General features: G+C 46.0%; 24 protein-coding genes. 2 read left to right on the plus strand and 22 right to left on the minus strand.

Annotated elements, in window-relative coordinates:
* Window positions 1-48: 48 nt before the first annotated feature.
* The 20 genes from ABXT70_RS09425 to ABXT70_RS09520 all read right to left on the minus strand — a co-directional run bounded on the left by ABXT70_RS09425 (window position 49) and on the right by ABXT70_RS09520 (window position 21,326).
* Window positions 49-2,343 (minus strand): NADP-dependent malic enzyme, encoded by a 2,295-nt coding sequence (locus tag ABXT70_RS09425; protein ID WP_443640238.1) that lies wholly within the window; start codon window positions 2,341-2,343, stop codon window positions 49-51.
* Window positions 2,344-2,559: 216 nt separating this feature from the next.
* Window positions 2,560-2,760 (minus strand): hypothetical protein, encoded by a 201-nt coding sequence (locus ABXT70_RS09430; RefSeq protein ID WP_443640239.1) that lies wholly within the window; start codon window positions 2,758-2,760, stop codon window positions 2,560-2,562.
* A 41-nt stretch (window positions 2,761-2,801) separates the two neighbouring features.
* A complete protein-coding gene (locus ABXT70_RS09435) occupies window positions 2,802-3,245 on the minus strand; it encodes a FixH family protein (protein WP_443640240.1) in 444 nt (147 codons plus the stop codon).
* 2 nt (window positions 3,246-3,247) lie between these two features.
* Window positions 3,248-3,883, minus strand: a complete 636-nt coding sequence (locus tag ABXT70_RS09440) for an ATP-binding cassette domain-containing protein (RefSeq protein ID WP_443640241.1) — start codon at window positions 3,881-3,883, stop codon at window positions 3,248-3,250.
* The gene (locus ABXT70_RS09445) at window positions 3,870-4,523 is read right to left on the minus strand and encodes an ATP-binding cassette domain-containing protein (RefSeq protein ID WP_443640242.1); all 654 of its coding nucleotides are present in this window, start codon (window positions 4,521-4,523) and stop codon (window positions 3,870-3,872) included. The genes ABXT70_RS09440 and ABXT70_RS09445 overlap by 14 nt, the downstream gene beginning before the upstream one ends.
* Window positions 4,516-5,415, minus strand: coding sequence for a branched-chain amino acid ABC transporter permease (locus ABXT70_RS09450; protein ID WP_443640243.1), 900 nt, complete (start codon window positions 5,413-5,415; stop codon window positions 4,516-4,518). Before ABXT70_RS09450 ends, ABXT70_RS09445 begins: the two co-directional genes overlap by 8 nt.
* A 3-nt stretch (window positions 5,416-5,418) precedes the next feature.
* On the minus strand, window positions 5,419-6,315 hold the full coding sequence (locus ABXT70_RS09455) for a branched-chain amino acid ABC transporter permease (RefSeq protein WP_443640244.1): 897 nt from the start codon (window positions 6,313-6,315) through the stop codon (window positions 5,419-5,421).
* 17 nt (window positions 6,316-6,332) lie between these two features.
* The gene (locus ABXT70_RS09460; RefSeq protein WP_443640245.1) at window positions 6,333-7,046 is read right to left on the minus strand and encodes an ABC transporter ATP-binding protein; all 714 of its coding nucleotides are present in this window, start codon (window positions 7,044-7,046) and stop codon (window positions 6,333-6,335) included.
* The gene (locus tag ABXT70_RS09465; RefSeq protein ID WP_443640246.1) at window positions 7,046-7,810 is read right to left on the minus strand and encodes an ABC transporter ATP-binding protein; all 765 of its coding nucleotides are present in this window, start codon (window positions 7,808-7,810) and stop codon (window positions 7,046-7,048) included. Before ABXT70_RS09465 ends, ABXT70_RS09460 begins: the two co-directional genes overlap by 1 nt.
* Window positions 7,803-8,720 (minus strand): branched-chain amino acid ABC transporter permease, encoded by a 918-nt coding sequence (locus ABXT70_RS09470; RefSeq protein ID WP_443640247.1) that lies wholly within the window; start codon window positions 8,718-8,720, stop codon window positions 7,803-7,805. The genes ABXT70_RS09465 and ABXT70_RS09470 overlap by 8 nt, the downstream gene beginning before the upstream one ends.
* Before the next feature lie 4 nt (window positions 8,721-8,724).
* The gene (locus ABXT70_RS09475; RefSeq protein WP_443640248.1) at window positions 8,725-9,612 is read right to left on the minus strand and encodes a branched-chain amino acid ABC transporter permease; all 888 of its coding nucleotides are present in this window, start codon (window positions 9,610-9,612) and stop codon (window positions 8,725-8,727) included.
* A 133-nt stretch (window positions 9,613-9,745) separates the two neighbouring features.
* Complete coding sequence (locus ABXT70_RS09480) at window positions 9,746-11,005, minus strand: ABC transporter substrate-binding protein (RefSeq protein ID WP_443640249.1); 1,260 nt, start codon at window positions 11,003-11,005, stop codon at window positions 9,746-9,748.
* Between the two features lie 132 nt (window positions 11,006-11,137).
* Window positions 11,138-11,956 carry an enoyl-CoA hydratase-related protein gene (locus ABXT70_RS09485; protein ID WP_443640250.1) on the minus strand — a complete coding sequence of 273 codons (819 nt, stop codon included), beginning with the start codon at window positions 11,954-11,956 and terminating at the stop codon, window positions 11,138-11,140.
* A 15-nt stretch (window positions 11,957-11,971) separates the two neighbouring features.
* The gene (locus ABXT70_RS09490) at window positions 11,972-13,228 is read right to left on the minus strand and encodes a CaiB/BaiF CoA transferase family protein (RefSeq protein WP_443640251.1); all 1,257 of its coding nucleotides are present in this window, start codon (window positions 13,226-13,228) and stop codon (window positions 11,972-11,974) included.
* An 18-nt stretch (window positions 13,229-13,246) separates the two neighbouring features.
* Window positions 13,247-14,908 (minus strand): GMC family oxidoreductase, encoded by a 1,662-nt coding sequence (locus ABXT70_RS09495; protein WP_443640252.1) that lies wholly within the window; start codon window positions 14,906-14,908, stop codon window positions 13,247-13,249.
* Window positions 14,905-16,434 (minus strand): CoA-acylating methylmalonate-semialdehyde dehydrogenase, encoded by a 1,530-nt coding sequence (locus tag ABXT70_RS09500; RefSeq protein ID WP_443640253.1) that lies wholly within the window; start codon window positions 16,432-16,434, stop codon window positions 14,905-14,907. Before ABXT70_RS09500 ends, ABXT70_RS09495 begins: the two co-directional genes overlap by 4 nt.
* 178 nt (window positions 16,435-16,612) lie before the next feature.
* Complete coding sequence (gene acuR / locus ABXT70_RS09505) at window positions 16,613-17,254, minus strand: acrylate utilization transcriptional regulator AcuR (RefSeq protein WP_443640254.1); 642 nt, start codon at window positions 17,252-17,254, stop codon at window positions 16,613-16,615.
* Window positions 17,255-17,496: 242 nt separating this feature from the next.
* Complete coding sequence (acuI, locus tag ABXT70_RS09510) at window positions 17,497-18,480, minus strand: acrylyl-CoA reductase (NADPH) (RefSeq protein ID WP_443642501.1); 984 nt, start codon at window positions 18,478-18,480, stop codon at window positions 17,497-17,499.
* A 116-nt stretch (window positions 18,481-18,596) separates the two neighbouring features.
* Window positions 18,597-20,636 carry an oxidoreductase gene (locus ABXT70_RS09515; protein WP_443640255.1) on the minus strand — a complete coding sequence of 680 codons (2,040 nt, stop codon included), beginning with the start codon at window positions 20,634-20,636 and terminating at the stop codon, window positions 18,597-18,599.
* Window positions 20,637-20,729: 93 nt separating this feature from the next.
* Entirely contained in the window at window positions 20,730-21,326 is a 597-nt protein-coding gene (locus ABXT70_RS09520; protein WP_443640256.1) for a TetR/AcrR family transcriptional regulator, read from the minus strand.
* Window positions 21,327-21,457: 131 nt separating this feature from the next.
* Between ABXT70_RS09520 and ABXT70_RS09525 the strand changes: the two genes are divergently transcribed.
* Entirely contained in the window at window positions 21,458-22,561 is a 1,104-nt protein-coding gene (locus ABXT70_RS09525) for a mandelate racemase/muconate lactonizing enzyme family protein (protein WP_443640257.1), read from the plus strand.
* A 23-nt stretch (window positions 22,562-22,584) separates the two neighbouring features.
* Here ABXT70_RS09525 and ABXT70_RS09530 read toward each other — a convergent pair whose 3' ends face one another.
* Both ABXT70_RS09530 and ABXT70_RS09535 read right to left on the minus strand, forming a co-directional pair.
* Window positions 22,585-22,983, minus strand: coding sequence for a DUF2306 domain-containing protein (locus ABXT70_RS09530; RefSeq protein ID WP_443640258.1), 399 nt, complete (start codon window positions 22,981-22,983; stop codon window positions 22,585-22,587).
* 18 nt (window positions 22,984-23,001) lie between these two features.
* Window positions 23,002-24,156, minus strand: coding sequence for an MFS transporter (locus ABXT70_RS09535; protein WP_443640259.1), 1,155 nt, complete (start codon window positions 24,154-24,156; stop codon window positions 23,002-23,004).
* Between the two features lie 277 nt (window positions 24,157-24,433).
* On the opposite strand from ABXT70_RS09535, the gene ABXT70_RS09540 reads away from it, so the two are divergent.
* Window positions 24,434-25,618 carry a YbfB/YjiJ family MFS transporter gene (locus ABXT70_RS09540; protein WP_443640260.1) on the plus strand — a complete coding sequence of 395 codons (1,185 nt, stop codon included), beginning with the start codon at window positions 24,434-24,436 and terminating at the stop codon, window positions 25,616-25,618.
* Window positions 25,619-25,634: the final 16 nt, after the last annotated feature.

Raw genomic sequence — 25,634 nt, forward strand, 5'->3', positions numbered from 1 at the left:
CCATGAATCACTTTAGTGCAGAAGGATTCACAAAAAATTAGCTATGAACTAAACGCTACACTCATTATTTTCACAATGCACTTCCACATCGGCTGCCGTAATGGCGCTCATGTTAAACATGCCACGACCTGTAACCGATGGAATAACAATGTGTGCAGGTTTGGCTAAACCGTGAACAAAGGGGCCGATGAGCAGAGCATCAGTTAACGAGCGAATAAGACCTAAAGTAATGTTGGCCGTATCTAGGTTAGGCATTATCAATAGGTTGGGCTGGCCTGTTAAGTTTGAGTTGGGGAAAATGGCCTGCCGCAATTCTTCATTCAGGGCTGTGAAAGAGTGCATTTCACCTTCAATTTCCTCATTAGGATAACGTTCACGTAAGGTAGCAGAGGCCTGGCGCATTTTATTAGCTTGGGGGTCATTAGAAGTGCCAAAGTTAGAGTGGGACAAAAGTGCCACCTTGGGTTTAATACCAAACTGACGTACAAAGCCCATGCTGGCTTCAGTGGAGGCAACGATGTCTTCTGCAGTTGGGTCTACGGTTAAGAACGCATCTGCTAAGAATAACGGACCACTAGGCAATAATAACGCACATACGGTAGACACATGGGTGTCTGGGGTCTTTGGGCCAAGCACTTGCAGTAGTGTTTTAAAGTGGGTATCAAAGCGCCCTACTTTGCCACAAATCATACCGTGTGCTTCATCCAGGTCCACCATAACAGAAGCCAACGCAGTGCTATTATTACGCATTTCTTGTTTGGCGCTGTCTATTGAGATCCCTTTACGTGCTACTTTTTTGTGATAGTGCTGCCAATAACGATCGTGTAAGTCACAATCTTTAGGATCAAACACCTCTACGTCTTCGCCTAATTTAAAGCGCAAACTCAAACGTTCTATAGATGTTTTGATCACACTTTGGCGGCCAATGAGAATAGGTTTTGCTACGGCTTCATCCACCATGGCTTGCATGGACATGAGCACATCGTCATTCTCGCCTTCAGCATAAACGATTCGACGCTTTGGGCCTTGCTTGGCTTTTTCGATCATGGGCTGCATGAACAAACCAGCTTGGTTGACATAGCCTTGTAACTTAACGCGGTAGGCGTCTAAATCTTCAATAGGCCGCGTTGCTACGCCGCTTTCCATGGCTGCTTTAACTACGGCTAGCGGCACTTCTTCGATTAAGCGCGGGTCAAAGGGCTTAGGAATAAGGTATTCGGGACCAAACTTAAAGTTTTCACCAGGGTAAGCTGCTGCCACAACATCTGTGACTTCCTTGCAAGCTAGGTCTGCAATAGCTCTAACACAAGCTTGTTTCATAGCCTCGTTAATCGTAGTGGCACCACAATCTAATGCACCACGGAAGATGAACGGGAAGCACAGCACGTTGTTTACCTGGTTAGGGAAATCAGAACGTCCTGTAGCAACAATAGCGTCGGGACGCACTGCCATAGCTAGTTCAGGCATAATTTCTGGCGTAGGGTTAGCCATGGCTAAAATAAGTGGTTTTGGGGCCATGGTTTTTACCATGTCTTGGGTTAACACACCGGGCGCAGATAGCCCCATAAACAGATCAGCATCAACCATGGCATCAGCTAAGGTACGATCGCCAGTTTCCCTTGCGTAGTCTTCCTTCCAGGGGTTCATTCCATGATCTCGGCCTTTATAGATAACGCCTGAGCGATCTATCAAGGTGACTTGGTCACGTGGCAAACCCATACTCACAAGCAAGTCTAAGCAGGCAATGCTGGCCGCACCAGAACCTGATCCTACCACCTTGATGTCTTCTATGTTCTTTCCTACCACTCGTAAGCCATTATAAACCGCAGCCGCAGCAACAATAGCTGTACCGTGCTGATCATCATGGAATACAGGGATATTCATGCGTTCACGTAGCTGCTTCTCTACCAAAAAACATTCTGGTGCTTTAATGTCTTCTAGGTTGATGGCACCAAAGGTAGGCTCTAACGAGGCGATGATATCCACTAGTTTATCTACTTCGTTTTCTTGAATTTCAATATCAAACACGTCGATATTAGCAAACTTTTTAAATAAAACGGCTTTGCCTTCCATCACCGGTTTAGATGCCAATGGGCCAATGTTACCTAAGCCAAGCACTGCTGTACCATTAGTAATTACACCCACCAAGTTACCACGGGCAGTAACTGCTGCTGCCATATCCTCATCTTCTACGATCGCTTCACAAGCATATGCCACACCAGGGGAATAAGCGCGAGCAAGGTCACGTTTATTAGCTAGCGGTTTTGTGGGTTGAATACACAATTTACCGGGTGTTGGGTGAGTATGGTAGCGCATGGCGCTATCTTTGAGAGACTCAGGCATGAAGTTTTCCTTGGCGGTAGTTAATTAACGGACAGCAGCAGTGTCGGCTTGGTGTATAAAAAGGTCGCATATGGTAACGCGTTTGGAGTAAGATCAACAGGACTGAGCGCTATAAAATGCTAGATAGTGGTGATTTATGTGTGACTAAAGTCTAATAACTCACTAAGCTAGTACTGGAGTGTTTTTAGTAGACTGCCACACCTATTTTGACTCTCATCAGATCTCTCTGGCCATGCTATAAAACTCTTTATTAGGCCGCATTGAGGCAAAGTTGACCATAGGATTGCCGAGCCCGAAAAAGGCTGTAATGGCAGCAATGTCCCAAATGTCATCATTACTAAAGCCATGACCTTTCAATACCACAAAATCCTCATCGACTGTTGCTTGAGCATTATTGGATGTGGTAACAATGACCATTTCTCTTTCAGCTTGGCTAACCAAAAAACCTAGGTAATAGTTTAGTTATGGTCTGTACTGTGCGTGCTTGAGTGATCTGCCATGGTATTGTCATGTGATGATTTAGGCTGTTTAGACTTATCACTAATCCCTATAACCAAAGGTTCATGCAGTCGATCAATAAATGGGCTGGAAATATTGTAAATGAGCCTCCAGTCACCTGCCATTTCTAATACCAGAACAAACTCATACTGGCCCGTTAAACCGGCAACGGGCGTCGCTATGATTTGCCTCATATTGTGTGCCATAGGCATGGAGGGCATATCTGCACTGACACTAATGCCAGCATTGCTGACTGGTTTGCTATGGACGGATAGATTAACCATGCAGGCATAGGTTAATGCCTGTTCATGGGGCATACAACTAGTCTGAGTTTTGGCCATATTAGCCTGTGCAATACCACTGGCCATTGTCAGGGCCAAAGCATAGGTTATGGTGTTTTTCATTATTATTCTCCTAGTTCAAGGTTGCCATTATTAATTATTTTATGCTGTTCAATAACTGTGCCAGTGGGCACCATATGTTCACCAGTAACCAAGACGCCAATTCCCCTGCTCCGCAGATCGACAAGCACTTGCCAAACCTGCTCTCTAGGGCCATCCGACAGGCCCATCAATGGCTCATCAGCTAATAGGTAACGAGGTTTAGCAAGCATTGCTCTAGCCATGGCGAGCATTTGTGCCTGACCACCACTCAAGACATAGGCTGGCTTATCTAGCAGCGGTGTTAGCTGTGGAAAATACTCAAGTGCTGTTTCAATGCTGCCCCTGACACCTGCTACGTGGAGGCCAAACTGAAGGTTGTCCCGCGTTGAAAGACGCCCAAATAACTGTCGCCCTTCTGGCACCAGCACCACTCCCGCCTGCAGCAACCGGGCTGGACTGCGGCGAGTTATCAGGCGCTGATCAAGCCAGACCTTGCCCTTTGAAGGTACCGCTCCAATAATCGCTCTGAGGAGACTGGATTTACCTGCGCCATGGTGCCCCTCAACCACACTAATTGTGCCCTCAGCTATGCATAGGCCCACCTTATTTAAGGCCGTAAGCGCACCGTATTGAACCGTTATTTGGTCAAGTTTTAACATCAACCACCCTCTTAACTAGCCCCCGATTAAGTTTCATTTCGACTATAGAATCAGTAATGATGGCCATAAAGTCTAACCTGTGCTCTACCACCACCAAAGCCGTTTTTTGTCCCAGTTGTTGCTGCAAAAAAGCACCAAATTGATCTAGTTCGTCGACCGTCAAACCAGCCGATGGTTCATCTAAAAAAAGCACTTCTGGGCTAACCACTAGGCCCCTTATAACTTCAGCTTTACGCAGCACAGGTAGAGGGATCTCGTCTGGAAACAGGTGCAAGCTTGCCTGCAAGCCACTCAATCTTATTAGCTGGGTCAATCTTATTTTTGATTCAGGAGCCCGGGCCGCGAACAGTAATTGTTCTCCCAGATTGGCTGTTGTTAAAAAACGAGTAGTTTGAAAAGTTCTCTGAATACCTGCGTGAGCGAAGGCCCAGGCAGGTCGATATGTCAATATTTTTTTGTTGAGATGAATATGACCTGAATCAGGTGTCAAAAAGCCTGTAGCAATATTAATTAGGGTTGACTTACCCACCCCATTAGCACCAGTAATGCCTAGGCGCTGCCCAGGCCTTAATGTTAGACATATATCGGTTAGTACATCAATCCCACCAAAGGATTTTCCTATGCCTTGAAGACTATACATGGCGGTTTCTCCAACGGCTTTTTAGGCGAGACACTAGCCTTGGGCTAACAATACCTTCAGGTCGAAACACCAGCAACAATGCCACCAGACCACCAAAAATAATCATCCGGTAGGCTGCCAGTTGACGAATACTTTCCAGCAATCCTATGTCTAGAACAACCCCTAATAGGGGACCCATTGCCGAACCAAGACCACCAATAATGGCATAGGCTAAGCCATGTATTCCCAGCATGACACCAAACATAGCTGGCTCAATATGGGTATTAAAAAGGGCAAATAGGCCACCACCAAAACCTGCCACAGCGCCAGATAAGGTAATAAAACTAAGTCGGTACCGAGTAGGGCTGAGGCCCTGGGACTGAGCTAGAATAGGGTCATTACCCACCATACGCGCGCCTAACATGATCCGGCTGCGCTCTAGACTAAAGAGTAATATCAGCAGTATTGTCAGACACGTTGCTGCCAATAATAAAAAATCCACCACCTCATAATGATTCTCAAAAATCCAGCGGATGTTAGAAAACCCTTCCGGACCATCGGGACCTATTATACGTCCATCAATATTCTGGGTGAAACGAATGTGCAACAAAAAAAAACGTAGTAATTCAGCAAAGCAAAGGGTGCTAATAGCAAAGTAGATACCTGACAAACGTATAGTAAGCAGCCCTAACAACAGAGCACAGACTGCTCCACCTATAGCCCCAGCCAATAGCCCCCAAAAAATATGAGCGCCAGCCAGAGCTGTTACTGATGCGGTAATATAAGCACCAATGCCAAAAAAAGCCTGTTGCCCAAATGAGACTTCACCAACCACTAGCACCAGATAAGCAGAAAGAGCCAAAAATGCAATTAACGTCATATTGGTCAATACAGAGGCAAGGTAAATATCCATCGCTTAAACTCGGTCCCGAGCTAGGCTATCGGTACGATAAATTTTAACTCCCATTAGGCCACCTGGCCTTATGATCAATACTAGAAAAACTAAACCAAAGGTCACCATGTCACGAAACTCAGCACCCAGTGCAGCCCCAGCATGAGTTTCGACAAGACCCAGTATAAGCCCTCCAAGGACAGCTCCCATTAATGAGCCTACACCACCAATAATCATGGCTACAAGGCCTTTAAATGTGCTCCATAAGCCAAACAAAGGCGTCACATAACCATCTGCAGACAAAATCATGAAGGCTGCCACACCACCTAAAATCCCTGCCAACAAAAAGATTATAAAACCCAACCAAGGCACCTGAGCACCCAACAAGTGCGCCGTTTCCGGACTGTCCGCCGTGGCCCTAATCAAAAGCCCAAGGCGAGTTTTATAAAGCAACAGATACAATAAGAGGATGCTAACTAAGGCTATAGCAAAGTGCAGCAGTTGATCACCACGCACAAAAATTTCTCCCCACCAAAAATTTGGCACCTCAAGCCCCTGAAATGCGTGGGTTCTCTGTGGTAAAAGTTGGGATGAAATTTCGTCCAACTGCATCCACACAGCGAAACTAGCAACCATTGCTGTTAAAGCTCCATGGCGTTTGCTGTGGGGGGCAAAGCACAGACGTTCTACATAGGCAGAGGCTAGAGCCACTCCCACTATCGTAATTAGAAACAGACCCCAAGCACCCCATCCAAGTATGGGTTCAAGGTAAATAGCTAGGGAAGCGCCAAATAGCAGGCAGGCTCCAAAGGCAAGGTTGATTCGGCGCATGATGCCAAACACTAAGGCAAAACTTAGTCCCAGTAGCGCATACGTAGATCCTATCATTAGGCCATCAAGACTTGTTTGCAGCATATCCATCAGCACCACCCTATATTCTAGCCACCACCAAGGTAAGCCCGCTTAATAATATCATCATCCTTTACCTGATCTGGTGTGCCACTAAAGGTGACCTTGCCCTGATCTAATAAGTAGAAATAATCTGCGACCTGCAAGGCTTTAGTGGCATTTTGTTCCACCAAAAGGATAGACATACCGTCCTCGTTGAGCTGCTTAATAATGGCAAAAATTTCATCCACAATAATAGGTGACAAGCCAACAGAGGGTTCATCCATCAACAATATACTTGGTCGTGACATTAATGCACGTGCCAAAGCCAACATCTGCTGTTCACCCCCAGAAAGGTTACCTGCTGGCTGATCGTGGCGATCTTTAAGGATCGGAAAACGGTCGTACATCTTTTCTATGTCGTCACTGACTTGCGTAGCCATGGCTCGACTTTGGGTAAAGGCGCCAGCGAGAAGGTTTTCGTACACTGACAAATCAGCAAATACTAAGCGATTCTCTGGCACCAATGCCAAACCTTTACGCAGTATTTTTGGTGCTCCAAGGCCCGTTAAATTTTGGTCAAGCAAGTTAACTGTGCCAGTATCTGGAGTCAAAATTCCAGCCAAGGTAAACATAAGGGTAGTCTTACCTGCACCATTGGGGCCAAGGATACAAGTCACTGCGCCTTTCTTGGCCTCCAACGAAACCCCCTTCAAAGCCTTAATGAGTCCATATGAAGTAACCAAATTGTTTACACTCAACATTAGCTAACTCCTCCATGGGCGTTTTCTGCCGATCCAAAATAAGCCTCTTGCACTAGCTTGTTATTCTGAATTTCGACTGGAGTACCCTGTGCTATAGGCTTACCAAAGTTCAACACTGTAATGCGGTCAGTCACATTCATCACCAATTCCATCACATGTTCCACTAGCAATACAGTCATACCCATTTCCTTCATAGCCAGCACTCGCTGACAAAGATCTTTGATCTCAGCAGAGTTCATGCCCGCTGCCGGCTCATCTAAGAGAATTAGCTTAGGTTTGGATGCCATCGCCCTGGCTAGCTCCAAACGCCTTTGTTCGCCAAAGGCGAGATTACCCGCAAGATGGTCTGCTTTATCGCCCAAGCCCGAGAACTCTAATAATTTCTGTATTTCCTGTCGACGTGCTGGCGAACGGCCAAACCAGTTAGATACCCAGCCCTGTTCTTGGCCAGGCTGATCTCGCCAGGCCACCCATAAATTCTGCCAAACAGTCAACTCACTGAATAACCTGATATTTTGAAAGGTACGGGCAACTCCCGCATCAACCCTGTTGTGGGGAGCGATGGCACAAAGATCAATACCATCCAACAGAATTTCCCCATCAGTGGGCGCAAAGACACCACACACTAGATTCACAGTGGTGCTTTTGCCAGATCCATTGGGGCCAATAAGGCCAAACACTTCACCTTGTTGAATTTTAAAGTCAAGTCCATCTACGGCACGTACACCGCCAAAATGCTTAACTAAGTTTCGTACTTCAAGCATCTGCCTTGTCTCCCTTTGTCAGTCTTAACAGCAGCTTTCTCATGTCTGCCACTAGGTGACCATCGAGCAAACCTTGTGGCCGCATATTCATTACTAGAATAATCAGCAAACCAAAAATAAGGTTGCGGTAATCACCCATAAACCTTAAGCCTTCAATAATAAACCCTTGGATAAATATGACCGCCAATAGTGTTCCCATAACACTACGTAGGCCACCTATAATGGGATAAGAGACAGCAAAAGTTGCCAATAAAATCACAAAAGTATGATGGTCAACATAAGTGGTTGAATGAGCAAATAACCCACCTCCAATACCAGCGATAACACCACCCCCAGTCATAGCAGCAACCTTTACCATAGTCAGGTTAATACCTGAGCTTTGAGCTGCAAGCTCATCCGTACCAACGGCCCGCAAAACAGCACCAGCCCGGACTTGGTCCAGCCACCAAAGTGCCAGCATTACCACCATGACCACAAACCAGATGAGGCCAACGATATGTATCTGTTCCCAGCCATTGGCAGCAAAATAACGAATTTCTCTAAACCCTTGAGTACTATCAGGGCCAACTTCAACACCGTTCACGTTAACTCGCCAACTGAGGTTAAAGAAGAACAAGCGCACAATTTCAGAAAAAGAAATAGTCGCGACCACCAGCATCAAACCCTTTACCCTTAACGCTGGAAAACCCACCAAAAAGGCAAAAAAACCAGCCATAAGAGAGCCAAGAATCAAGGCAGCAAAAATATTCCAACTAAAAATAACAGTCAAAATGCCTGAAACATAGGCACCAATGGCAAAAAAACCAACCTGAGCCAGACTTAACTGGCCGGTAAGTAATAATAAATAAGCTGACAGACCAAGCAGCGTATGCACCCCGATAGTCTGAAAAATACCTAGTAAATACGTCATGGTATCAATCCCGGTTGATGGTGGTGCCGAATAACCCGTTGGGGCGCAGCACAAGGAATAAGAAAAGCAGCAGGAATACATAGATGTCACGTTCGTTTACACCACGAACTAGTAAGAAGATACCTTCAGCTGCACCTACTGCGAAGCCAGCAACGATGGCACCACGAATACTACCAAGGCCTCCAATTACGGTAACGATAAGACCCTTTACCGTGAGGGGCAAGGTCAAAAGGGGTGACAGCACGCCTACTGAAGCGGCTAATAGACACCCTGCAAAGCCTCCCAAGACACCCGCCAGAATAAAGGTCGCACTATTAGTTCTATGGATTGGAATACCACATAGTAATGCAGCTACAGGTTGCTGTGAGGTGGCACGTGTGCCCAATCCAAGTTTAGTTCGGTAGAGCAACAGCATAACGATAGCCATGAGGATGAAACTAAAACCCATAACCAAAAGTAAATCACCACGAATACCAAATTCACCCAGAAAAAAATAGGCGTCTGGCAAGATTGCGGGGAACGACAATGGCGAACCAGAAGTTTCGTGAATAATCAGTTCGTCAATAAAAAATAGGGCACCGATGGAAGCCATTAGGGGTGCAAGATGGTTGCCCCTTGGCATGAATCGGAAGCAGGCAAAATAAAGTATCAAGCCAATAACACCCGACATAATGGGTCCGATAATAAAAGCCATTAGTGGGGGTAGGCCAAATATGGTCAACGACATCAAACCCGAATACGCACCAGCAATACTGGATGCTGCGTAGGCTAGGTTGAGTTTATGCATTGCCCCAAAAATCAGCGTAAAGCCTAACCCAATCAAGGCATAAATGGAGCCAAACAGGACTCCGTCAATCAGTGACTGGATTATGTCTATATGGTCAAAATTCATAAGTTTTCACTTCGTACATTTTTGCAACAGCCCACCTTTATGCGAAACACCCATTAAGTGTGGCTATGGCTTATTAATTTGGGCACGAACCCGCCAGTGTCATACCAGCGGGTTCAAAGGGCGTATACCCAGCTTACCTAGGGTCGTGGATTACATTCCATGAACCACTCTGAGCCTGGACAAATACGTAGGGCTTAAGAGCCTCACCTTCGTCTTGTACTCGGGTAATCTTACCTAGCAAACCGTCAGTTTCAGTTAGAGCAGCAAGCCCATCACGAATCTTACGGCGCTCTTGCTCAATCATGGCTGGATCACCAGTAATTCCTACATTTTCGATAACCTGTTTAATGATCATCACGTTTTCCCATACTGCAGCAGAGTGCAAATCGGCATCACCACCATTAGCATTAGCAAGTGCTGCAACTTCAGCAGCGGCTTCTGTAATCGGAGCAAAACTAGTAGGAATAATCATACCTTCGGCTTCAGCCGCACAACCTTTCATAACTTCTGCAGATGACGATGACGTCAAACCTACAATCATCTTTGGTTTAACCTTCTGGCGGGACAATTCTTTGAGCATGCCACAAGTGGTGAAAGGGTGAGATGAAATAATCAAAACATCAGCATTTGAACGTCGAAAAGCACGTGCTTGGACCGAAAAACTAGCATCAGCCTGGAGCCAGTTAGAAGAGTTATTTAACACTTCCTTGTAGCCAGAGGCTATATCACCAGTTAAACCTTCGATGTCACCTGTAGCCCAGGTAAAGCCATGACGCGTAGCCGCTTGCACAATAACCTTAGAGTAAGTTCCATTAGAGTGCCCTTGGTCTGTTTCTGTGCCACCATAAATAGTCTTTAGCTCAGGATTGTTTTCAGCTATCCAAGCCCATAGACGATCATACATTTCTGGCTCGTTGGGCGTGTTACGGAAGGTCCATTGCGAAATCTTAGCCAAGCCATTACGGACTGCGGTATCCGTTAGAATAGGATATTGCAGACCAGTGTCACCAGCATCATCAACCTGCTTTTGGAACACACCAAACATTGCTGCAGCTGCGCCAGAGCATGTGGGACCTATACCAATAAGTGATTTACCTTCAGCTGCTTCTTTTCGAGCTACGGCAATGGCCTGCTCAGCATTACAGGCACTGTCACTGTAATTATAGGTAAGGTTCGCCATAGAACCATTAGCCAGTTTAACACCACCCATTTCATTAACTCGGGCAACAGCAGCCTTCATCACTGCTTCTGAATTAATACCGAATGATCTTAACGGCCCCGATTTAGCACCCCAACCGGCAATATTAATTTCCGTTTGAGCAACTGCTGCGCCAGAGGTAAGCAGCAGAGCTGATACTGCACTGACAATTATGTTTCTTGTTACTTGTTTCATAGTTTCTCTCTCTTTTTGTTATTTAGTTAGTTAAGTAAAATTTAATACTAGGTATAGTTACCCTCTCTTAGTTATCCTCTCTTAGTTATCCTCCATTAATAATCCTTACTTCGTAATTCTTCATTCGTTGATTTAGCGGTTACGAAATACTGGGGCGCGCTTGTGCAAAAAGGCACTCATGCCTTCTTTTTGGCCATCCGTTGCAAAGGCCGCTTGAAAATATAGTCTTTCAGTGCGTAAACCCTCAGCTAATGGCGCCTCAAGTGCCATATTGACAGCTCGCTTAGCCATTCTTACGGCTGGAGCATTATAGCCAGCGATAGTATGAGCAGCTTCTAATGTGATCTGTAGTAGATCTTTTGATGGCACCACTCGCGCCACTAGCCCCACCTCTTTCGCTTCTTGGGCGCCAATATTGCGACCAGTTAGCACTAAGTCCATGGCCAAAGCTTTACCCACAGAACGGGTCAGTCGTTGAGATCCACCGATACCTGGCAAGATGCCAAGTTTAATTTCTGGCTGACCAAACTGAGCATCTTCTGAGGCAATAATAAAGTCGCATAGCAATGCCAACTCACAACCACCCCCTAAGGCAAAGCCACCAACCGCTGCAATAATAGGCTTGCTGATACTACTGACTTGATCCCAAGGGGACAAAAAATCATCCATATAAAATTCGGTGAAACTCTGTGATGCCATTTCTTCAATATCTGCCCCAGCAGCAAAGGCTCTAGAACTTCCAGTAATAACGATGGCACCAATTTGTGGATCAACATCAAAATCACGCAGTGCCGCAAGGGTTTCATTGGCGAGTTGCCGATTGAGCGCATTTAACTGTTTGGGCCGGTTAAGGGTGATTAAGCCCACCTGCTCACGTCGCTCAACCAAAATCATTTCTGGTTCAGCCTTAGTACTTGGCTGAGTCGTTGTTTTGTCTTTATTTGCAGTCATCTGAGTTATTTCCCCTTATTTACTTGAAGTTTTTTTTGGTTTTTTTGGTGTTTCTTTTTGCTTACCTTTCTGCTTGTTGGCAGGCAGGTCATAAGCGCCATGGTTGCCCAAGAGCTCAGCCAAAATACGCTCACGATGCTCACCCAAACCGGGTGCATAGAGAGGAGTATTAACATCAATTTCCTCATGGCCATGCATCTTGATAGGATTACCAGCGGTTCTTAGTGGTACTTTTGAAGGCCCCTCTACCTGAACAATCATGTCTCTAGACAGCAATTGTGGGTGGTCAAACAACTTGTCAATGGTATTAATTGGGGCACAGGGCACACCCACATCATTCAGCGCATCAATCCAGTGAGTCACAGGTTGTTGCTTTAGTGCTCTTTCGATCTCAATGACCATCTCGGGCCTATTTTTACACCTTAGATCGTTGGTCATAAAGCGTGGATCAAGGGCTAATCCTGGAATTTCTAGAGCATCTGCCATCAACATGAACAGGGTGTCATTACCTGCAGCAATAACAATCTTCTCATCCTTAGTGAGAAAACTTTCAAAGGGAGCCAGCGAGGGGTGAGAATCGCCTGTCCGATTGGGCACAATACCCTCAACATCATAACGTGCAAGGGCCGTTTCCATTAACGCTGCCTGACAATCAAGCATGCCAATATCTACTCGAGTGCCCTGTGCATCCTTTGTACGACTATAAAGTGCTGAAACAATACCCACTGCCGCAAACAAAGCCGCACCTAAATCACCAAAACTAGTGCCTACACGAGCGGGCTCACCGTCGGGCCAGCCTGTGAGGCTCATAATGCCACCCATAGCCTGAACCACCATGTCGTAGCCTGGGAACTCCTTATAGGGACCCGAATGGCCAAAACCAGAAATGGAGGTGTAGATTAAATGGGGGTGGGTCTTGGCTATACGCTCAGGTCCATAACCTAGGCGATCCATGACGCCAGGACGAAAATTCTCTACCAGCACATCAGCCGTATCAAACAAGCGTTCTAATAACTCTCGATCACGTGGCGATTTAATATCTAAGACGATGCTTTCCTTATGTCGGTTGAAGCAATTAAAGTAAGCCGATTCTTTTTCAATAAAGGGGCCAAAGGCACGCGTATCATCACCAGTGCCAATTTTTTCAACCTTAATAACACGAGCTCCAAGGTCAGCTAGGACCATGGTGCAGTAAGGGCCAGCTAAAACTCGTGAAAAGTCGAGTACTGTGACCCCACTGAGGGGGCCTTTTTTCAAAGGTATATCATCCATAGCTTTGCTAATGTCCGGTTAGTTATCCTGCAAAATCCAACGCGCTGCCTTTTCGGCAATCATCAAAGTTGGGCTGTTTGTATTACCGCTGGTAATGGTTGGCATAACGCCAGCGTCCACGACCCTCAGGCCACGAATACCGTAGACCCTTAAGTGACTGTCAACCACGGCTAGAGGATCATTCTTCTGACCCATCTTGGTAGTTCCCACTGGGTGAAAGATGGTGGAAGCAATATCACCAGCCACCTGTGCCAGTTCAGCGTCGGTCTGGAATTGGGCCCCAGGCTTTATTTCCTTAGGCTTGTACTGAGCCAATGCCTGCTGCTGGGCGATGCCACGCACCACTCGCATACTGTCAGCGGCTACTTTACGATCTTCTTCTGTACTCAGGTAGTTAGGCGCAATAGCTGGTGCTTGAAAAGGGTCAGCTGACTTGAGTAATACTGTGCCTCTGCTAGTGGGGTTAAGGTTACAAACGCTGGCAGTAATGGCTGGAAAATCGTGCAATGGCTGACCAAAGGCTTCTAGGCTAAGAGGTTGTACATGGAATTCTAGATTGGCATGTTTGAGGGCTGGGTCACTCTTGGTAAATATTCCCAATTGGGAAGGTGCCATACTCATAGGTCCAGTGCGCTTGAGTGCATATTCCAGAGCAAAAGCTGCTTTGCCTATTAAAGTAGAGGCCATTTTATTGAGGGTTTTCACCCCTTCAACACCGTATACAGTACGAATTTGCAAATGGTCCTGCAGGTTACGGCCAACCCCTTTAAGGGCGTGTTTAACCTCAACACCTACACTGGCCAAATGTTCTGGGCAACCAATGCCAGAAAGCTGCAAAATGTGAGGGCTGCCAATAGCACCGGCACTCAGTAACACCTCCAACCCAGCCTCGACAGTTAGGCCTTTACCCTTAACCCTAATATCTACAGAAGTGCATCTTTTTTGGCCATCAGCATCCGTACCAAGATTAAGTTTGGTGACTTGAGCATGGGTCCAGATTTCTAAATTTGGGCGTTTTTTTATGGGCCGCAGAAACGCCTTTGAAGTATTCCAACGCCAGCCTGAACGCTGGTTAACGTCAAAGTAGCCAGCACCAGTATTATCACCACCATTAAAGTCATCGGTGTAGGGTATGCCTGTCTGGGTTGCTGCTTTGGCATAAGCTTCTAATATTTCCCAACGCAAGCGTTGTTTTTCCACTCGCCATTCGCCACCAGAACCATGCAAACGCGCACATCCTTGTATTTTTGGGTCAAGACTATTAGCACTGTCATCCAGACGATAGTAGTCCTCGTGGGCCTTAAAGTCCTCCAAACTGGCGGGCCAAGACCAGTCAGGGTCGCCCGTTAGCTCTGCCCACTGATCATAATCTCTGGCCTGGCCACGCATGTAGATCATGCCATTAATAGAGGAACAACCACCCAGTGTTTTACCTCGTGGGTATAACAGGGAGCGGCCATTTAGACCTGCTTCTGGTTCCGTCTTAAACTGCCAATCAGTGCGGGGGTTGTCGATGCAATACAGGTATCCCACAGGAATATGAATCCAGTGATAATTATCCTTACCTCCAGCCTCTAACAACAGCACACGCTTTGAGCTATCAGCACTTAGCCTGTTAGCTAAGAGCGCACCAGCTGTGCCAGCTCCAACGATAATGTAATCAAATTTTTGATTCATCATTTGGCCACTGGCATAGCAAATTCTGCGCCATCCGCCATATCTTCAGGCCAACGCTGCATTATTGACTTTTGTCGGGTATAGAAACGTACTCCCTCTTCTCCATAGGCATGCATGTCACCGAACAAGCTTTTCTTCCAACCGCCAAATCCCTGCCAAGCCATAGGTACAGGGATAGGTACATTGATACCTACCATTCCAACTTGTATGGTGCGATTAAATAATCGGGCTACCCCACCACTGCGGGTATAGCAGGAAACGCCATTGCCAAAACGATGAGAATTAATAAGCTCAATGGCCTGTTCCACCGTATCAACTCGAACACAGCACAACACTGGGCCAAATATTTCTTCTTGATAAATTTTCATAGTGGGCTTGACCTGATCAAATAAAGTGGCCCCCAAGAAGAACCCTCCTTCAAACCCAGGCACAGAATGATCGCGGCCATCAACAAGTAATTGTGCCCCTTCTTCAACACCTGTATCAATGTAGCCACTTATGCGCTGGCGCGCAGAATCACTAATAATCGGCCCCATCTCACTTTCTGGTGCCATTCCTGAACCAATGCAGATCTTTTGCGCACGCTGAGTCAACAAGGGCATTACCCGATCAGCTGCATCAGCCACTAGTACAGCAACCGAAATAGCCATGCATCGTTCTCCAGCAGAACCGAAAGCGGCTCCCATAAGACCATCAACCGCCTTAGATATATCGGCGTCTGGCATTACCACCATATGGTTTTTGGCACCGCCTAGAGCTTGTATGCGTTTGCCATTGGCAGCACCACGCTGGTAAACAGCATTGGCTATGGGAGTAGATCCTACAAATGACAGGGCCTCTACATCTGGGTGATCAAGTAATGCTTCTACAGCCAACTTATCACCCTGCAAAACATTGAATACACCATCAGGGAAACCAGCAGCCTCTATAAGATCGGCGATCAACAACGAAGGGGTAGGATCAGTAGGAGATGGCTTAAGAATAAAAGTATTACCGCAAGCAATGGCTACCGGAAACATCCAAGCGGGGACCATGACAGGAAAGTTAAATGGTGTAACTCCAGCTACCACACCAAGAGGCTGGCGCATAGTCCAGTTATCCATGTTGGTAGACACTTGATCCGAAAAGTCACCTTTCAGCAGCTGCGGGATGCCACAGGCAAACTCAACAATATCAATGCCCCGCTCAACTTCACCCATCGCATCAGAAAACACTTTACCGTGTTCGGTAGTGATGGCTGCTGCCAAGGCTTCTTTATGATCTTGCATTAAGGTTAGTAAGCGGTTCATTTTACGAGCACGGATAATGGGTGGCACTTCTGACCAAGTTACAAAAGCCTTACGGGCTTGCGCCACAGCCTGATTCACATCATCAACGGTTGAATAAGTCACATGGGCACAGACCTCTCCAGAGGCTGGGTTAAACACCTCATGTCCGACTGAACCTGAAGCTTCACAGTGCTGCCCAGCTACATAGTTGCCAATCACTGTGACGGCTTTCTGATCTGTAACCGTATTTACACCTGTCATATTAATGTTCCTTAAAGCGTTAAAATCAAATATTTAATAGACAATCGACTAATAAATAAAATAAGTAAATCTTGTTAATTCAGATTTATAAGACATTTGGATAATAAATATAATGCCATATAAAATTAAATTTATTATAGTTATTAGACAGTCGACTATTAATTAATTAAAAAAAATCCTACCTCTGCCTTGTTAAATTTTCTAAAAAATCTGTTTTAAAGATATCAATAGGAGCAGCACGTCGTTCTAGTTTAGCCCGCAGTATAGCTCCTTCCCAGCCAATCCAGAATGATTCAGCTTTGGCTGCGCAATTAATGTTTGGTGGTATTTCACCTAAGGCCTGAGCTGCTAACAAACAGATTTCAGTTTTACCCTGCCATTCACAGAAGATATCCACTAGGCGTTGCCGAAAAACTCCTGGCAAGGCATATATTTCAATGCCTAGGTTACCCACTAGGCAGCCTCGATTAAAATCATACTTGGCCATGTTGCTGCGTGCTTCCATAATAAAATTGTTGAGCCGCTCAAGCGGAGTGTAAGCCTCATTCAGAAAAGCATGGTCCAACATCTTATTAAAAAATTTAGCATAAGCATCAATCAGTACCAGACCAAATGCTTCCTTACTGTCAAAATAAGCATAAAATGATCCTTTAGGCAGACCGGCTTTTGCGGTAACCTCATCCAAACCTGTTGCACCAAAACCTTTTTTGGTTAACAAGGCAACGCCGATAGTAGTTAGTCGCTGGCGATTTTCATCAGTTTGTTGGGCACTTTTACTGGGGCGCCCACGTGCCTGTTTTATGGTACTTACATTATTCATATCTTCACTATATAGACGACTGTCTAATATTTCAACCCTAAATTAACCTGAATAGACGTGTTTCGTAAAACATATACAGGCAGGCGACCAATAAATTTGCTTAGATCATCCACTTTTGGTCTCCCCATTTGGCAGCCATATATTGATGTCTACCAGAAAACGCAACATTGGACCAAATACCAGGAGCCTCAAGCATCTGCAAGTTACACTGGACACCTAAGGCTGGGTTGGTAATATAACAGCTAAGTGTTTACATTAACCACAAAGCGACCACGGGTAAGGCCATCAATTTGGTATTGGGCAGTTTCTAATGCTTGAGCTAGGGTTATTTCAGTCATTATTGCTTCTAGGTGCGTAAGGTCTAAATCTTGAGCTAAGCGGTTCCATGCAGCAATACGGTCCGCCTTAGGACGATATACGCTGTCAATGCCCGCTAACGTGACACCGCGTAAAATAAAAGGCATCACTGTGGCTGGTAGGTCATATCCTTGGGCCAAGCCACACGCAGCAACGGCGCCACCATACTTCATCGATGCACAAATATTAGCTAAGGTATGGCTACCTGCAACGTCTACAGCACCAGCCCAACGCTCTTTAGCTAGCGGCCTACCCTTTTCAGTCAACTCATTACGGTCCATCACTTTGGTGGCACCTAAACTCAACAAATAATCTGTTTCTTCTGCTCGGCCACTTGAAGCCACTACGTTATATCCTAATTTAGCCAGCAAACTAATGGCAACACTCCCCACACCGCCAGCTGCGCCAGTGACTAAAATTTCACCCTTTTCTGGGGTTACCCCATGTTGTTCTAGAGCCATAACGCACAACATGGCTGTGTAACCTGCAGTACCAATAGTCATGGCTTGTTTAGCTGTAAATGCGCTAGGCAGTGGCACTAACCAATCACCTTTGACCCGAGCCATTTGGGCTAAACCTCCCCAATGGCCCTCACCGACACCAAACCCATTCAACACCACTTTTTCACCCACTTTAAAATCGGTGTGATCACTCTTTACTACGGTGCCAGCAAGGTCAATTCCAGGCACCATTGGAAAGCTTCGTACAACAGGGGATGCGCCAGTAATGGCTAGGCTATCTTTGTAATTGAGTGTGGAGTAGTCCACCTTAATCAACACATCACCCTCAGGTAGCTGTGCTTCTTCAATCTGGCCTAACCGGGCCGTGTAACCTGCTTCGTCTTTGTTGATTAATAGTGCTTGCATTATTGCTATCTCAGAGTAAATCAGCAAACAACCATACGCTGAAATTGTGCCGAAGCTATTAGCCTTTTGTCTATAATCCTTCACTTTCTTAAAAAGAACTAAGCTTCTATAAAAGGCAGTTAGATGTCCTTAGCTAAGCGTAAACCATCATAGATAGCTGCATGGGTATTGCGTGCAGCCACTGCGTCGCCAATACGAAACAGCTGATACTGGCCCTGCAGATTGCGAAGACTGGTTTGAGGTAAACCTTCAATAAAGGCCTTTTGATCAAGCTCACCTTGGTTAGAAGCGTCTTCCTTTAAGTCAAAATAGAGGCCATCTAAGGGTAAAGTGCCATGATTAATCACTAGCTGATCCACCAGCCGAGTTTTGTTAATGCTGCCATAATCACTACTTAACGTTACTTCAATTTGATCGCCCAAGCGGCGTGCCTTTTCAGCTCGGTAAGTCACCGTAAAGATAACATCCTTATCTTGTAAACTGCGCATATAAGGCACTAGATTCATGGCCATCACCTCAGGTGAGAAGCTTCGATCAGGTGTCATGATTTCTACCCTAGCACCACTGTTAGCTAACAATTCTGCAGCCTGAAGTGCTGGGTGGTCGCCAGCATCGTCAAAAATCAGCACATTGCTACCAAGTTTGGCATCGCCAGAAAGAATATCCCAGCTCGACACTGCAAGTTCGTTACCCGAGGTTAATACATCAGTATCAGGCATACCACCGGTGGCTACAATCACCACATCTGGGTCCAAGCTCTTAACGTCATCCGCCTCGGCCCAGTGATTAAAGTGAAATTCCACATCTCGCTTCTGACACTGAGCCATCCGCCAATCAATAATAGACAACATTTCTGCGCGTCTTGGGGTTTGCGCGGTGAGGCGTATTTGCCCACCTGGCTCGGCTGCTGCCTCTAACACAATGACCTGGTGACCCCTTTCAGAAGCCACCCGAGCAGCCTCTAAGCCACCTGGTCCTGCGCCAATAATCACCACCTTTTTACGTATATCAGCCTTGGCAATGTCATGTGGCATTGTGAGTTCTCGACCAGTAGCCGCATTGTGAATACACAAAGCATCACCGGCTTGGTAAATACGATCTAAGCAATAGTTAGCCCCGACGCAAGGACGTATGTCTGCTTCTTTACCCTGCATGATTTTGCGCACTAAATGAGGGTCAGCCATGTGTGCCCTTGTCATGCCCACCATGTCCAGTTTTCCGTCTGCTATGGCGTGGCGTGCTGTGGCAACATCGGGGATTTTAGCACCATGAAAAACAGGGAATCCTGTTGCCTCGCGCACAGAGCCAGCAAAATCTAGGTGGGGCGAGCTTTTCATGCCCATAATGGGTATCACATCAGTCAATGCTGCATCAGTGTTAATGCGCCCACGAATAACATTAAGAAAGTCGACTTGGCCCGTGTCACGCAGAATTTTAGAAATCTCTATACCCTCACTTGGATTAATACCTCCTGCGTAAGCTTCATCTGCAGTGTAACGAACACCAACAATGAATTCTGAACCCACTCGGTCACGAATTGCCTGCAACACCTGCAAGGTAAACCGAATGCGGTTGTTTAACGCGCCACCGTAAGGAGGCTCTAAGGTATTGGTTAAGGGCGACCAAAATTGATCCATTAAATGACCGTAGGCTTGCAGTTCAATACCATCTAATCCAGCAGCGTACATACGTTCAGCGGCATCAGCATAATCACGGATAATGCGGTCAATGTCCCAATCTTCCATTTTTTTAGGGAAGGCACGGTGAGCCGCTTCTCGGTGGTGTGAGGGAGACACAGCAGGTAGCCAATCGCCTTTATTCCAACCCGTTCGGCGACCAAGGTGAGTCAACTGTAACATCACTGCACAGCCATGCTCATGGCAGGCATCTGCCATATCTCTTACAAAGGGAACCACCTCATCTTTATAGGCCAATATGTTGTTAAATACTGGCGGACTGTCCCTAGAAACAGTGGCAGATCCAGCTGTCATGGTGAGTGCAACACCCGCCTTGGCACGTTCCACATGATAAGCAAGGTAACGCTCCTTAGGCAACCCATCTTCAGGATAAGCCGGCTCATGGGAGGTCATCATAATGCGGTTTTTAAGGGTTAAGTGCTTTAGCTTGTAGGGCTGTAACAAGGGATCATTAGACGACATGGCTGTGTACCCAAAGAGAGACAAAAGGAGTTATCCAAAAACTTAATAGTATTCTTATCATTCATGCACCCATTGATGCAATAGGTTATACACTCAGGTATGGCGGCTATAAAAGCGCTGCATTTCAACTTGGCTGGGCTGCTGACCAGTAAATACTTCGCAATATTGAGCAATACGTGAGAGTCGCACCACCGAAGGTTCTTTTATGGCCATCGATATATAACCCACTTGGGTATAGAGCACCGTCATGGCCCTCACCTCCGCTTGAGCAGCCCCCAACCCGTGGCGCATAAACATCGATTTAATAGCCTCGAACCGTTGTTCATCTGCTATATCAAGATGCCTCTGCAGCTGTGGGTCTGTCCTTGCCCAATAACGAATGGCCTGATCCAGTTGAGAATCAAACAGATTGGCATTGTGCCAACAGTCCATCACATTGAGCATTGCCTCACACAAAGAACCGGCAAATAAATTAGCCTGGGCAATTAAATGACCCGTATTTTTTTCCTGCCAACGAATAACCAGCGCATCTAGCAAATCTACCCTATCTTTGAAGTGCCAGTAGAAGCTAGTGCGAGACACGTTCAAACGTCGAGCCAGAGTCATTACTTTTATCGCTTCTACACCTGCCTCAAGCAAAATTTTGTAGGCAGCATCAAGCCAAGCAGAGCGACCTGCATTAGGTTGCATAATAATCCTTTTATGTTGCGTATGACTAACTTGACATTAGTGTCGTTAATGTTGACACATATGTCAACTATGTTAATCTTTAAACAACGCATTACTACTTTTAAAGCCATATTAAAACTTGGAGACAACGGATGAACATCGCAGAAATACATATTTTCCAAAAACATCAAGCTATAGTCGATGGGCCTTATATCATGTCCACCATGACCCTCACATCCGTTGACGCCACCATCATTAAGGTCGTATCCGACACCGGGTTAGTTGGCTGGGGAGAAGTGTCCCCCCTTGGCCCTGTTTACCAACCCCAACATGCACTAGGTGCTCGGGCGGCTTTATGTCACCTAGCACCAGCATTAATAGGCAGTTCCTGCCTCCATCCATTGCTGTTACAAAGGCGCATGAATGACCTATTAAATGGCCACAACTATGCCAAGGCAGCGATTGATTTTGCCATTATGGATTTAATGGGTAAACATTATAAAATGCGTGTATGTGACTTATTAGGTGGCGCCGAGCGTGAACGTTTACCAGCCTACTTCGCCATCAGCAAGGGCACCGCCGATGAAGTAGCCAGAAAGGCAAAGGATAAGGTAGACCAGGGCTACCAGCGCATACAGGTTAAAAGTGGTGGACGCGACGTAGCAACGGACATAGAAGTCATTCATAAGGTTTGGGAAACCGTGGGCAAAAAAGTGAACCTAGTGGTAGATGCCAACCGCGGCATGACGGGTAGCCAAGCCTTGCAACTAAGTTTAGCCTGCAAAGACATTCCTTTTTTGTTTGAACAACCCTGCAATACTATGGAAGAGGTGGCTAACATTAGGCCGCAAATGGCTCACCCTATTGCCCTTGACGAAAACATTGAAAATATCAATGACATGCTACGAGCAATTTCCATGAACGTATGTGACGGATTTGGTTTAAAACTCACTCGTGTGGGTGGCCTTAACAACATGGCTACCATGAGAGATATTTGCGAAGCGCGGGGTCTACCCCATACCTGTGAAGACACTTGGGGGGGTGACATTTTATCTGCGGCCATTTTACATATGGGAGCCACAGTTAAGCCAACCATGCTCGAAGCTGTTTGGACAGCTGGCAACTACATCGAAGAAAGTTATGATCCAGAAAACACCATTCGTTGCAGTGACGGCTACTTCGATTTACCCAAAGGCTATGGTTTGGGTGTTAATCCCCAAGAGGACCGGATTGGCGAACTGTTATATTCATTTTAATAAGACCTATGCAGCGACCTGACTTAAGTGAAGATCAGGTCGCCAAGAAAACGTCCAGGTACCAAGGTAAAACCACCAGCAACTACCATGCCACCAATATAGAGCCCTATCATGTTGAGCTTGTGCTTTTTCACATCGCCAGCCTTGATGGCAAAGTAGGCCGATGGCACCGAATAAAGCACCAACACACTCAGCAAGTGAATGAACCCAAAGTGGTCAAACAGTGTAGGGCCTACTTGGGCCGACATAAACAAGGTAACCATGGCTGTAAACAACATCAGCACCATGTAGATACGACCTAGGAACTTATGCTGTGCCGTGCCCTTTTTGATTAGCATCATATAAGTAGCAATAATAAATGCTGGCCCAATGGTACTTAAGTGGACAAAGGACAAGAATTCATAACTGTTGTTTAGATTCATAATGCGCCTGTTGTTTTGCTAAATTAACTTTTCGTAGCGTTTGAGCACAACGCCTGCCATCATGGATATTAATGCCATAGCCCAAAAAACTTGGCCACTAATATGCTCATACAAACCTCCTACTAAGGTCATACTCATACCCATCAAAGCCCCTAGAGCAAGAGCATCATAAAAAGTTTGGGCAGAAGCTGTTAACTGGTCTGGTACTTTTTGGGTGATGTATTGAGTTATCGCTAAGTGAGTGGCTGCAAAGGTGAAGGCATGTAGTATTTGTACCGTAAAAAGCAGACCAACTTCAGTGGACCAGCCCAATGCAAGCCAACGTACAACACCAGCAATCACTGCCGTCCATAATAGGCCTTTAACACCAAGTTTCCTTAGCAACCAGATACCAACGGCAAACAGCACTACTTCGGCGGCCACACTTTGCGCCCACAACAGACCAATAGTCGATTCACTTATACCCGCCTCAATCCAATGCAAGGTGCCGATGGCGTAAAGGGCGCCATGGCTAGCTTGTAATAAAGAACCCACAGCAACCACTGCAACAAACCCAGGTAATTTAAACAACTCCAAAAAAGCCAATTTACGGCTTGTTTTAGCTTGCGGGCGGATATCTGGCAAAGATAAAGCAAACACGATGACAATGGCAGCAAGCACTAAAAGGAGTTGTGGGAATGCATCAATACTGTAGGCTGCAATGTAAAGCCCGCTTAGGGTAGAAGAGGCTATAAAAGCTATGGAACCCCATAGCCGCGCACTGCTGTAATTAAGCTTGCCCAGCCGAGAGGTGGCGATTGCTAATCCATCCACCATGGGAACTTGGCTAGTTTGTAAGGCGCCTACCACAAACCAGACCATAAGCATGGACCAAAAGGTTTCGAATTGCACAAATAAACCAAAGCCCAAAAACGCAAGTACTGACAACAATAGTATCCAACGTTTCTTATGGCCAGTAGCATCTGCCAAAATACCCACACCTAAACCAAAAAACACTTTGCTCACAAATGCAGAGCTAAGAATCAGCGCAGCCTCTTGGGCATCTAAACCCCGGCTTACCATCCAGTAAGGCAGAAATGGCAACACTAAACCAAAACAACAAAAGTACGCGAAGAAAAACCCTGAGAATACCGTTTGCCCGCGCAACTTAGTTAATGAAGTACTAGATGGCATAATCTATGAATTCCAATGTTCGGGACAAATCGTCCACTAACAGATTAAAACCAATCCCTGTTAAGGCTCTACTGTCAGTCGCCCCATCTGGTTTTTTGGGTGTTATATCTTCCATAATATGTCTCTGTTCCACTGGTAAAGTCCGCTGGTAAAATCACGCAGCGAAAGTGTAGCCGAAGACGGTGCAAAAGTCCTGTTAGCGGAATGTCTAGATTGTATTGTGTGGATGGCCTCTCCATAATGGGCTCCATCGCTTTTACGTGTGCACAGGCCCTTAATGCCCAACACTGTTTCTTCCACATTTCTGTACAACGCTCAACGGCTTAAAGTCTTATTTGCGGGCATTGCCAGCCTTATTTTAATGATTGGTATTGCGCGATTCGCCTACACGCCAATGTTGCCTCTAATGCAACAACAAGCAGGCCTTGGTATTGCTCAAGGGGGCTGGTTAGCAGCTTTTAATTACGCAGGCTATTTTTGTGGTGCTTTAATTGCTGCAAACATTAGTGATCTAGCTAAGAAAGACCGTCTGTACCGGCTAGGTTTATTAGTGGCTATAGTTACTACAGCGGGCTTAGGATTCACACTAAATTTTTGGTTATGGGGTTTGTTGAGGTTTTTGTCAGGCCTCAGTAGTGCGGCCGGATTATTGTTGGGATCTGGCTTAGTAATGCATTGGTTGCTACGTCATCAATTACGTTCTGAATTGGGAATTCATTTTATTGGCATGGGTGCTGGAATCTTTTTGACCGCACTTTTTGTATACCTAATTGCAGGCCAGATAAGCTGGCAACAGCATTGGTTTTGGCTTAGCGCATTAGGCTGTTTATTAGCGATCCCTGCGTGGTTTTGGTTACCTAAACCTGATACTAGTGGTTATACAGTGGGTGGCGAGAAAATGGTGGATCAACCACCATCACAGCAGTTTCTACAAACCTTTATGTTGGCCTATTTCTGTGCAGGTGTGGGTTACGCTGTTATTACCACTTTCATCGTTGCCCATGTAAACCAAATTACTGCAGACCATGCCTATGGCTCAGTAACCTTCATGATCATTGGCCTAGCAGCTGCTCCGGCATGTATTGTTTGGGACCTTATCGCCCGTAAGCTTGGCAATTTAAACGCCTTACTGTTGGCCTTTGTTGTGCAGTTTACTGGCATGCTCATCCCCATTTTAAGCCCAGGTTTAATCTGGACCTTTATAGGTGCTGGCTTATTTGGTGGCACCTTTATTGGCATTGTAAGCCTAGTTCTTACCATGGCAGGACGATACTTCCCTACTCGCCCTGCAAAAATGATGGGTAAGATGACGTTATCCTATGGCTTAGCTCAGATGGCCGCTCCAGCAGCCGCAGGCGTTTTAGCTCAATGGTCTGGCAGCTACCATTTAAGTATTATCATTTCCTGCGGCATCATGTTTGTAGGCTGTTGGTTAATCTACGGACTGCGCAACCATGAGTAAAATAATTAATTTTTCA

This window comes from Candidatus Njordibacter sp. Uisw_039, from assembly GCF_047730075.1.
Taxonomy (GTDB): domain Bacteria; phylum Pseudomonadota; class Gammaproteobacteria; order Pseudomonadales; family Balneatricaceae; genus Njordibacter.

Bases quoted from the DNA above. Each gene is read 5' to 3' on its own strand.
- ABXT70_RS09425 (WP_443640238.1), bottom strand. From the start codon at position 2,343: ATGCCTGAGTCTCTCAAAGATAGCGCCATGCGCTACCATACTCACCCA.
- ABXT70_RS09430 (WP_443640239.1), bottom strand. From the start codon at position 2,760: ATGGTCATTGTTACCACATCCAATAATGCTCAAGCAACAGTCGATGAG.
- ABXT70_RS09435 (WP_443640240.1), bottom strand. From the start codon at position 3,245: ATGAAAAACACCATAACCTATGCTTTGGCCCTGACAATGGCCAGTGGT.
- ABXT70_RS09440 (WP_443640241.1), bottom strand. From the start codon at position 3,883: ATGTTAAAACTTGACCAAATAACGGTTCAATACGGTGCGCTTACGGCC.
- ABXT70_RS09445 (WP_443640242.1), bottom strand. From the start codon at position 4,523: ATGTATAGTCTTCAAGGCATAGGAAAATCCTTTGGTGGGATTGATGTA.
- ABXT70_RS09450 (WP_443640243.1), bottom strand. From the start codon at position 5,415: ATGGATATTTACCTTGCCTCTGTATTGACCAATATGACGTTAATTGCA.
- ABXT70_RS09455 (WP_443640244.1), bottom strand. From the start codon at position 6,315: ATGGATATGCTGCAAACAAGTCTTGATGGCCTAATGATAGGATCTACG.
- ABXT70_RS09460 (WP_443640245.1), bottom strand. From the start codon at position 7,046: ATGTTGAGTGTAAACAATTTGGTTACTTCATATGGACTCATTAAGGCT.
- ABXT70_RS09465 (WP_443640246.1), bottom strand. From the start codon at position 7,810: ATGCTTGAAGTACGAAACTTAGTTAAGCATTTTGGCGGTGTACGTGCC.
- ABXT70_RS09470 (WP_443640247.1), bottom strand. From the start codon at position 8,720: ATGACGTATTTACTAGGTATTTTTCAGACTATCGGGGTGCATACGCTG.
- ABXT70_RS09475 (WP_443640248.1), bottom strand. From the start codon at position 9,612: ATGAATTTTGACCATATAGACATAATCCAGTCACTGATTGACGGAGTC.
- ABXT70_RS09480 (WP_443640249.1), bottom strand. From the start codon at position 11,005: ATGAAACAAGTAACAAGAAACATAATTGTCAGTGCAGTATCAGCTCTG.
- ABXT70_RS09485 (WP_443640250.1), bottom strand. From the start codon at position 11,956: ATGACTGCAAATAAAGACAAAACAACGACTCAGCCAAGTACTAAGGCT.
- ABXT70_RS09490 (WP_443640251.1), bottom strand. From the start codon at position 13,228: ATGGATGATATACCTTTGAAAAAAGGCCCCCTCAGTGGGGTCACAGTA.
- ABXT70_RS09495 (WP_443640252.1), bottom strand. From the start codon at position 14,908: ATGATGAATCAAAAATTTGATTACATTATCGTTGGAGCTGGCACAGCT.
- ABXT70_RS09500 (WP_443640253.1), bottom strand. From the start codon at position 16,434: ATGACAGGTGTAAATACGGTTACAGATCAGAAAGCCGTCACAGTGATT.
- acuR (WP_443640254.1), bottom strand. From the start codon at position 17,254: ATGAATAATGTAAGTACCATAAAACAGGCACGTGGGCGCCCCAGTAAA.
- ABXT70_RS09515 (WP_443640255.1), bottom strand. From the start codon at position 20,636: ATGTCGTCTAATGATCCCTTGTTACAGCCCTACAAGCTAAAGCACTTA.
- ABXT70_RS09520 (WP_443640256.1), bottom strand. From the start codon at position 21,326: ATGCAACCTAATGCAGGTCGCTCTGCTTGGCTTGATGCTGCCTACAAA.
- ABXT70_RS09525 (WP_443640257.1), top strand. From the start codon at position 21,458: ATGAACATCGCAGAAATACATATTTTCCAAAAACATCAAGCTATAGTC.
- ABXT70_RS09530 (WP_443640258.1), bottom strand. From the start codon at position 22,983: ATGAATCTAAACAACAGTTATGAATTCTTGTCCTTTGTCCACTTAAGT.
- ABXT70_RS09535 (WP_443640259.1), bottom strand. From the start codon at position 24,156: ATGCCATCTAGTACTTCATTAACTAAGTTGCGCGGGCAAACGGTATTC.
- ABXT70_RS09540 (WP_443640260.1), top strand. From the start codon at position 24,434: ATGCCCAACACTGTTTCTTCCACATTTCTGTACAACGCTCAACGGCTT.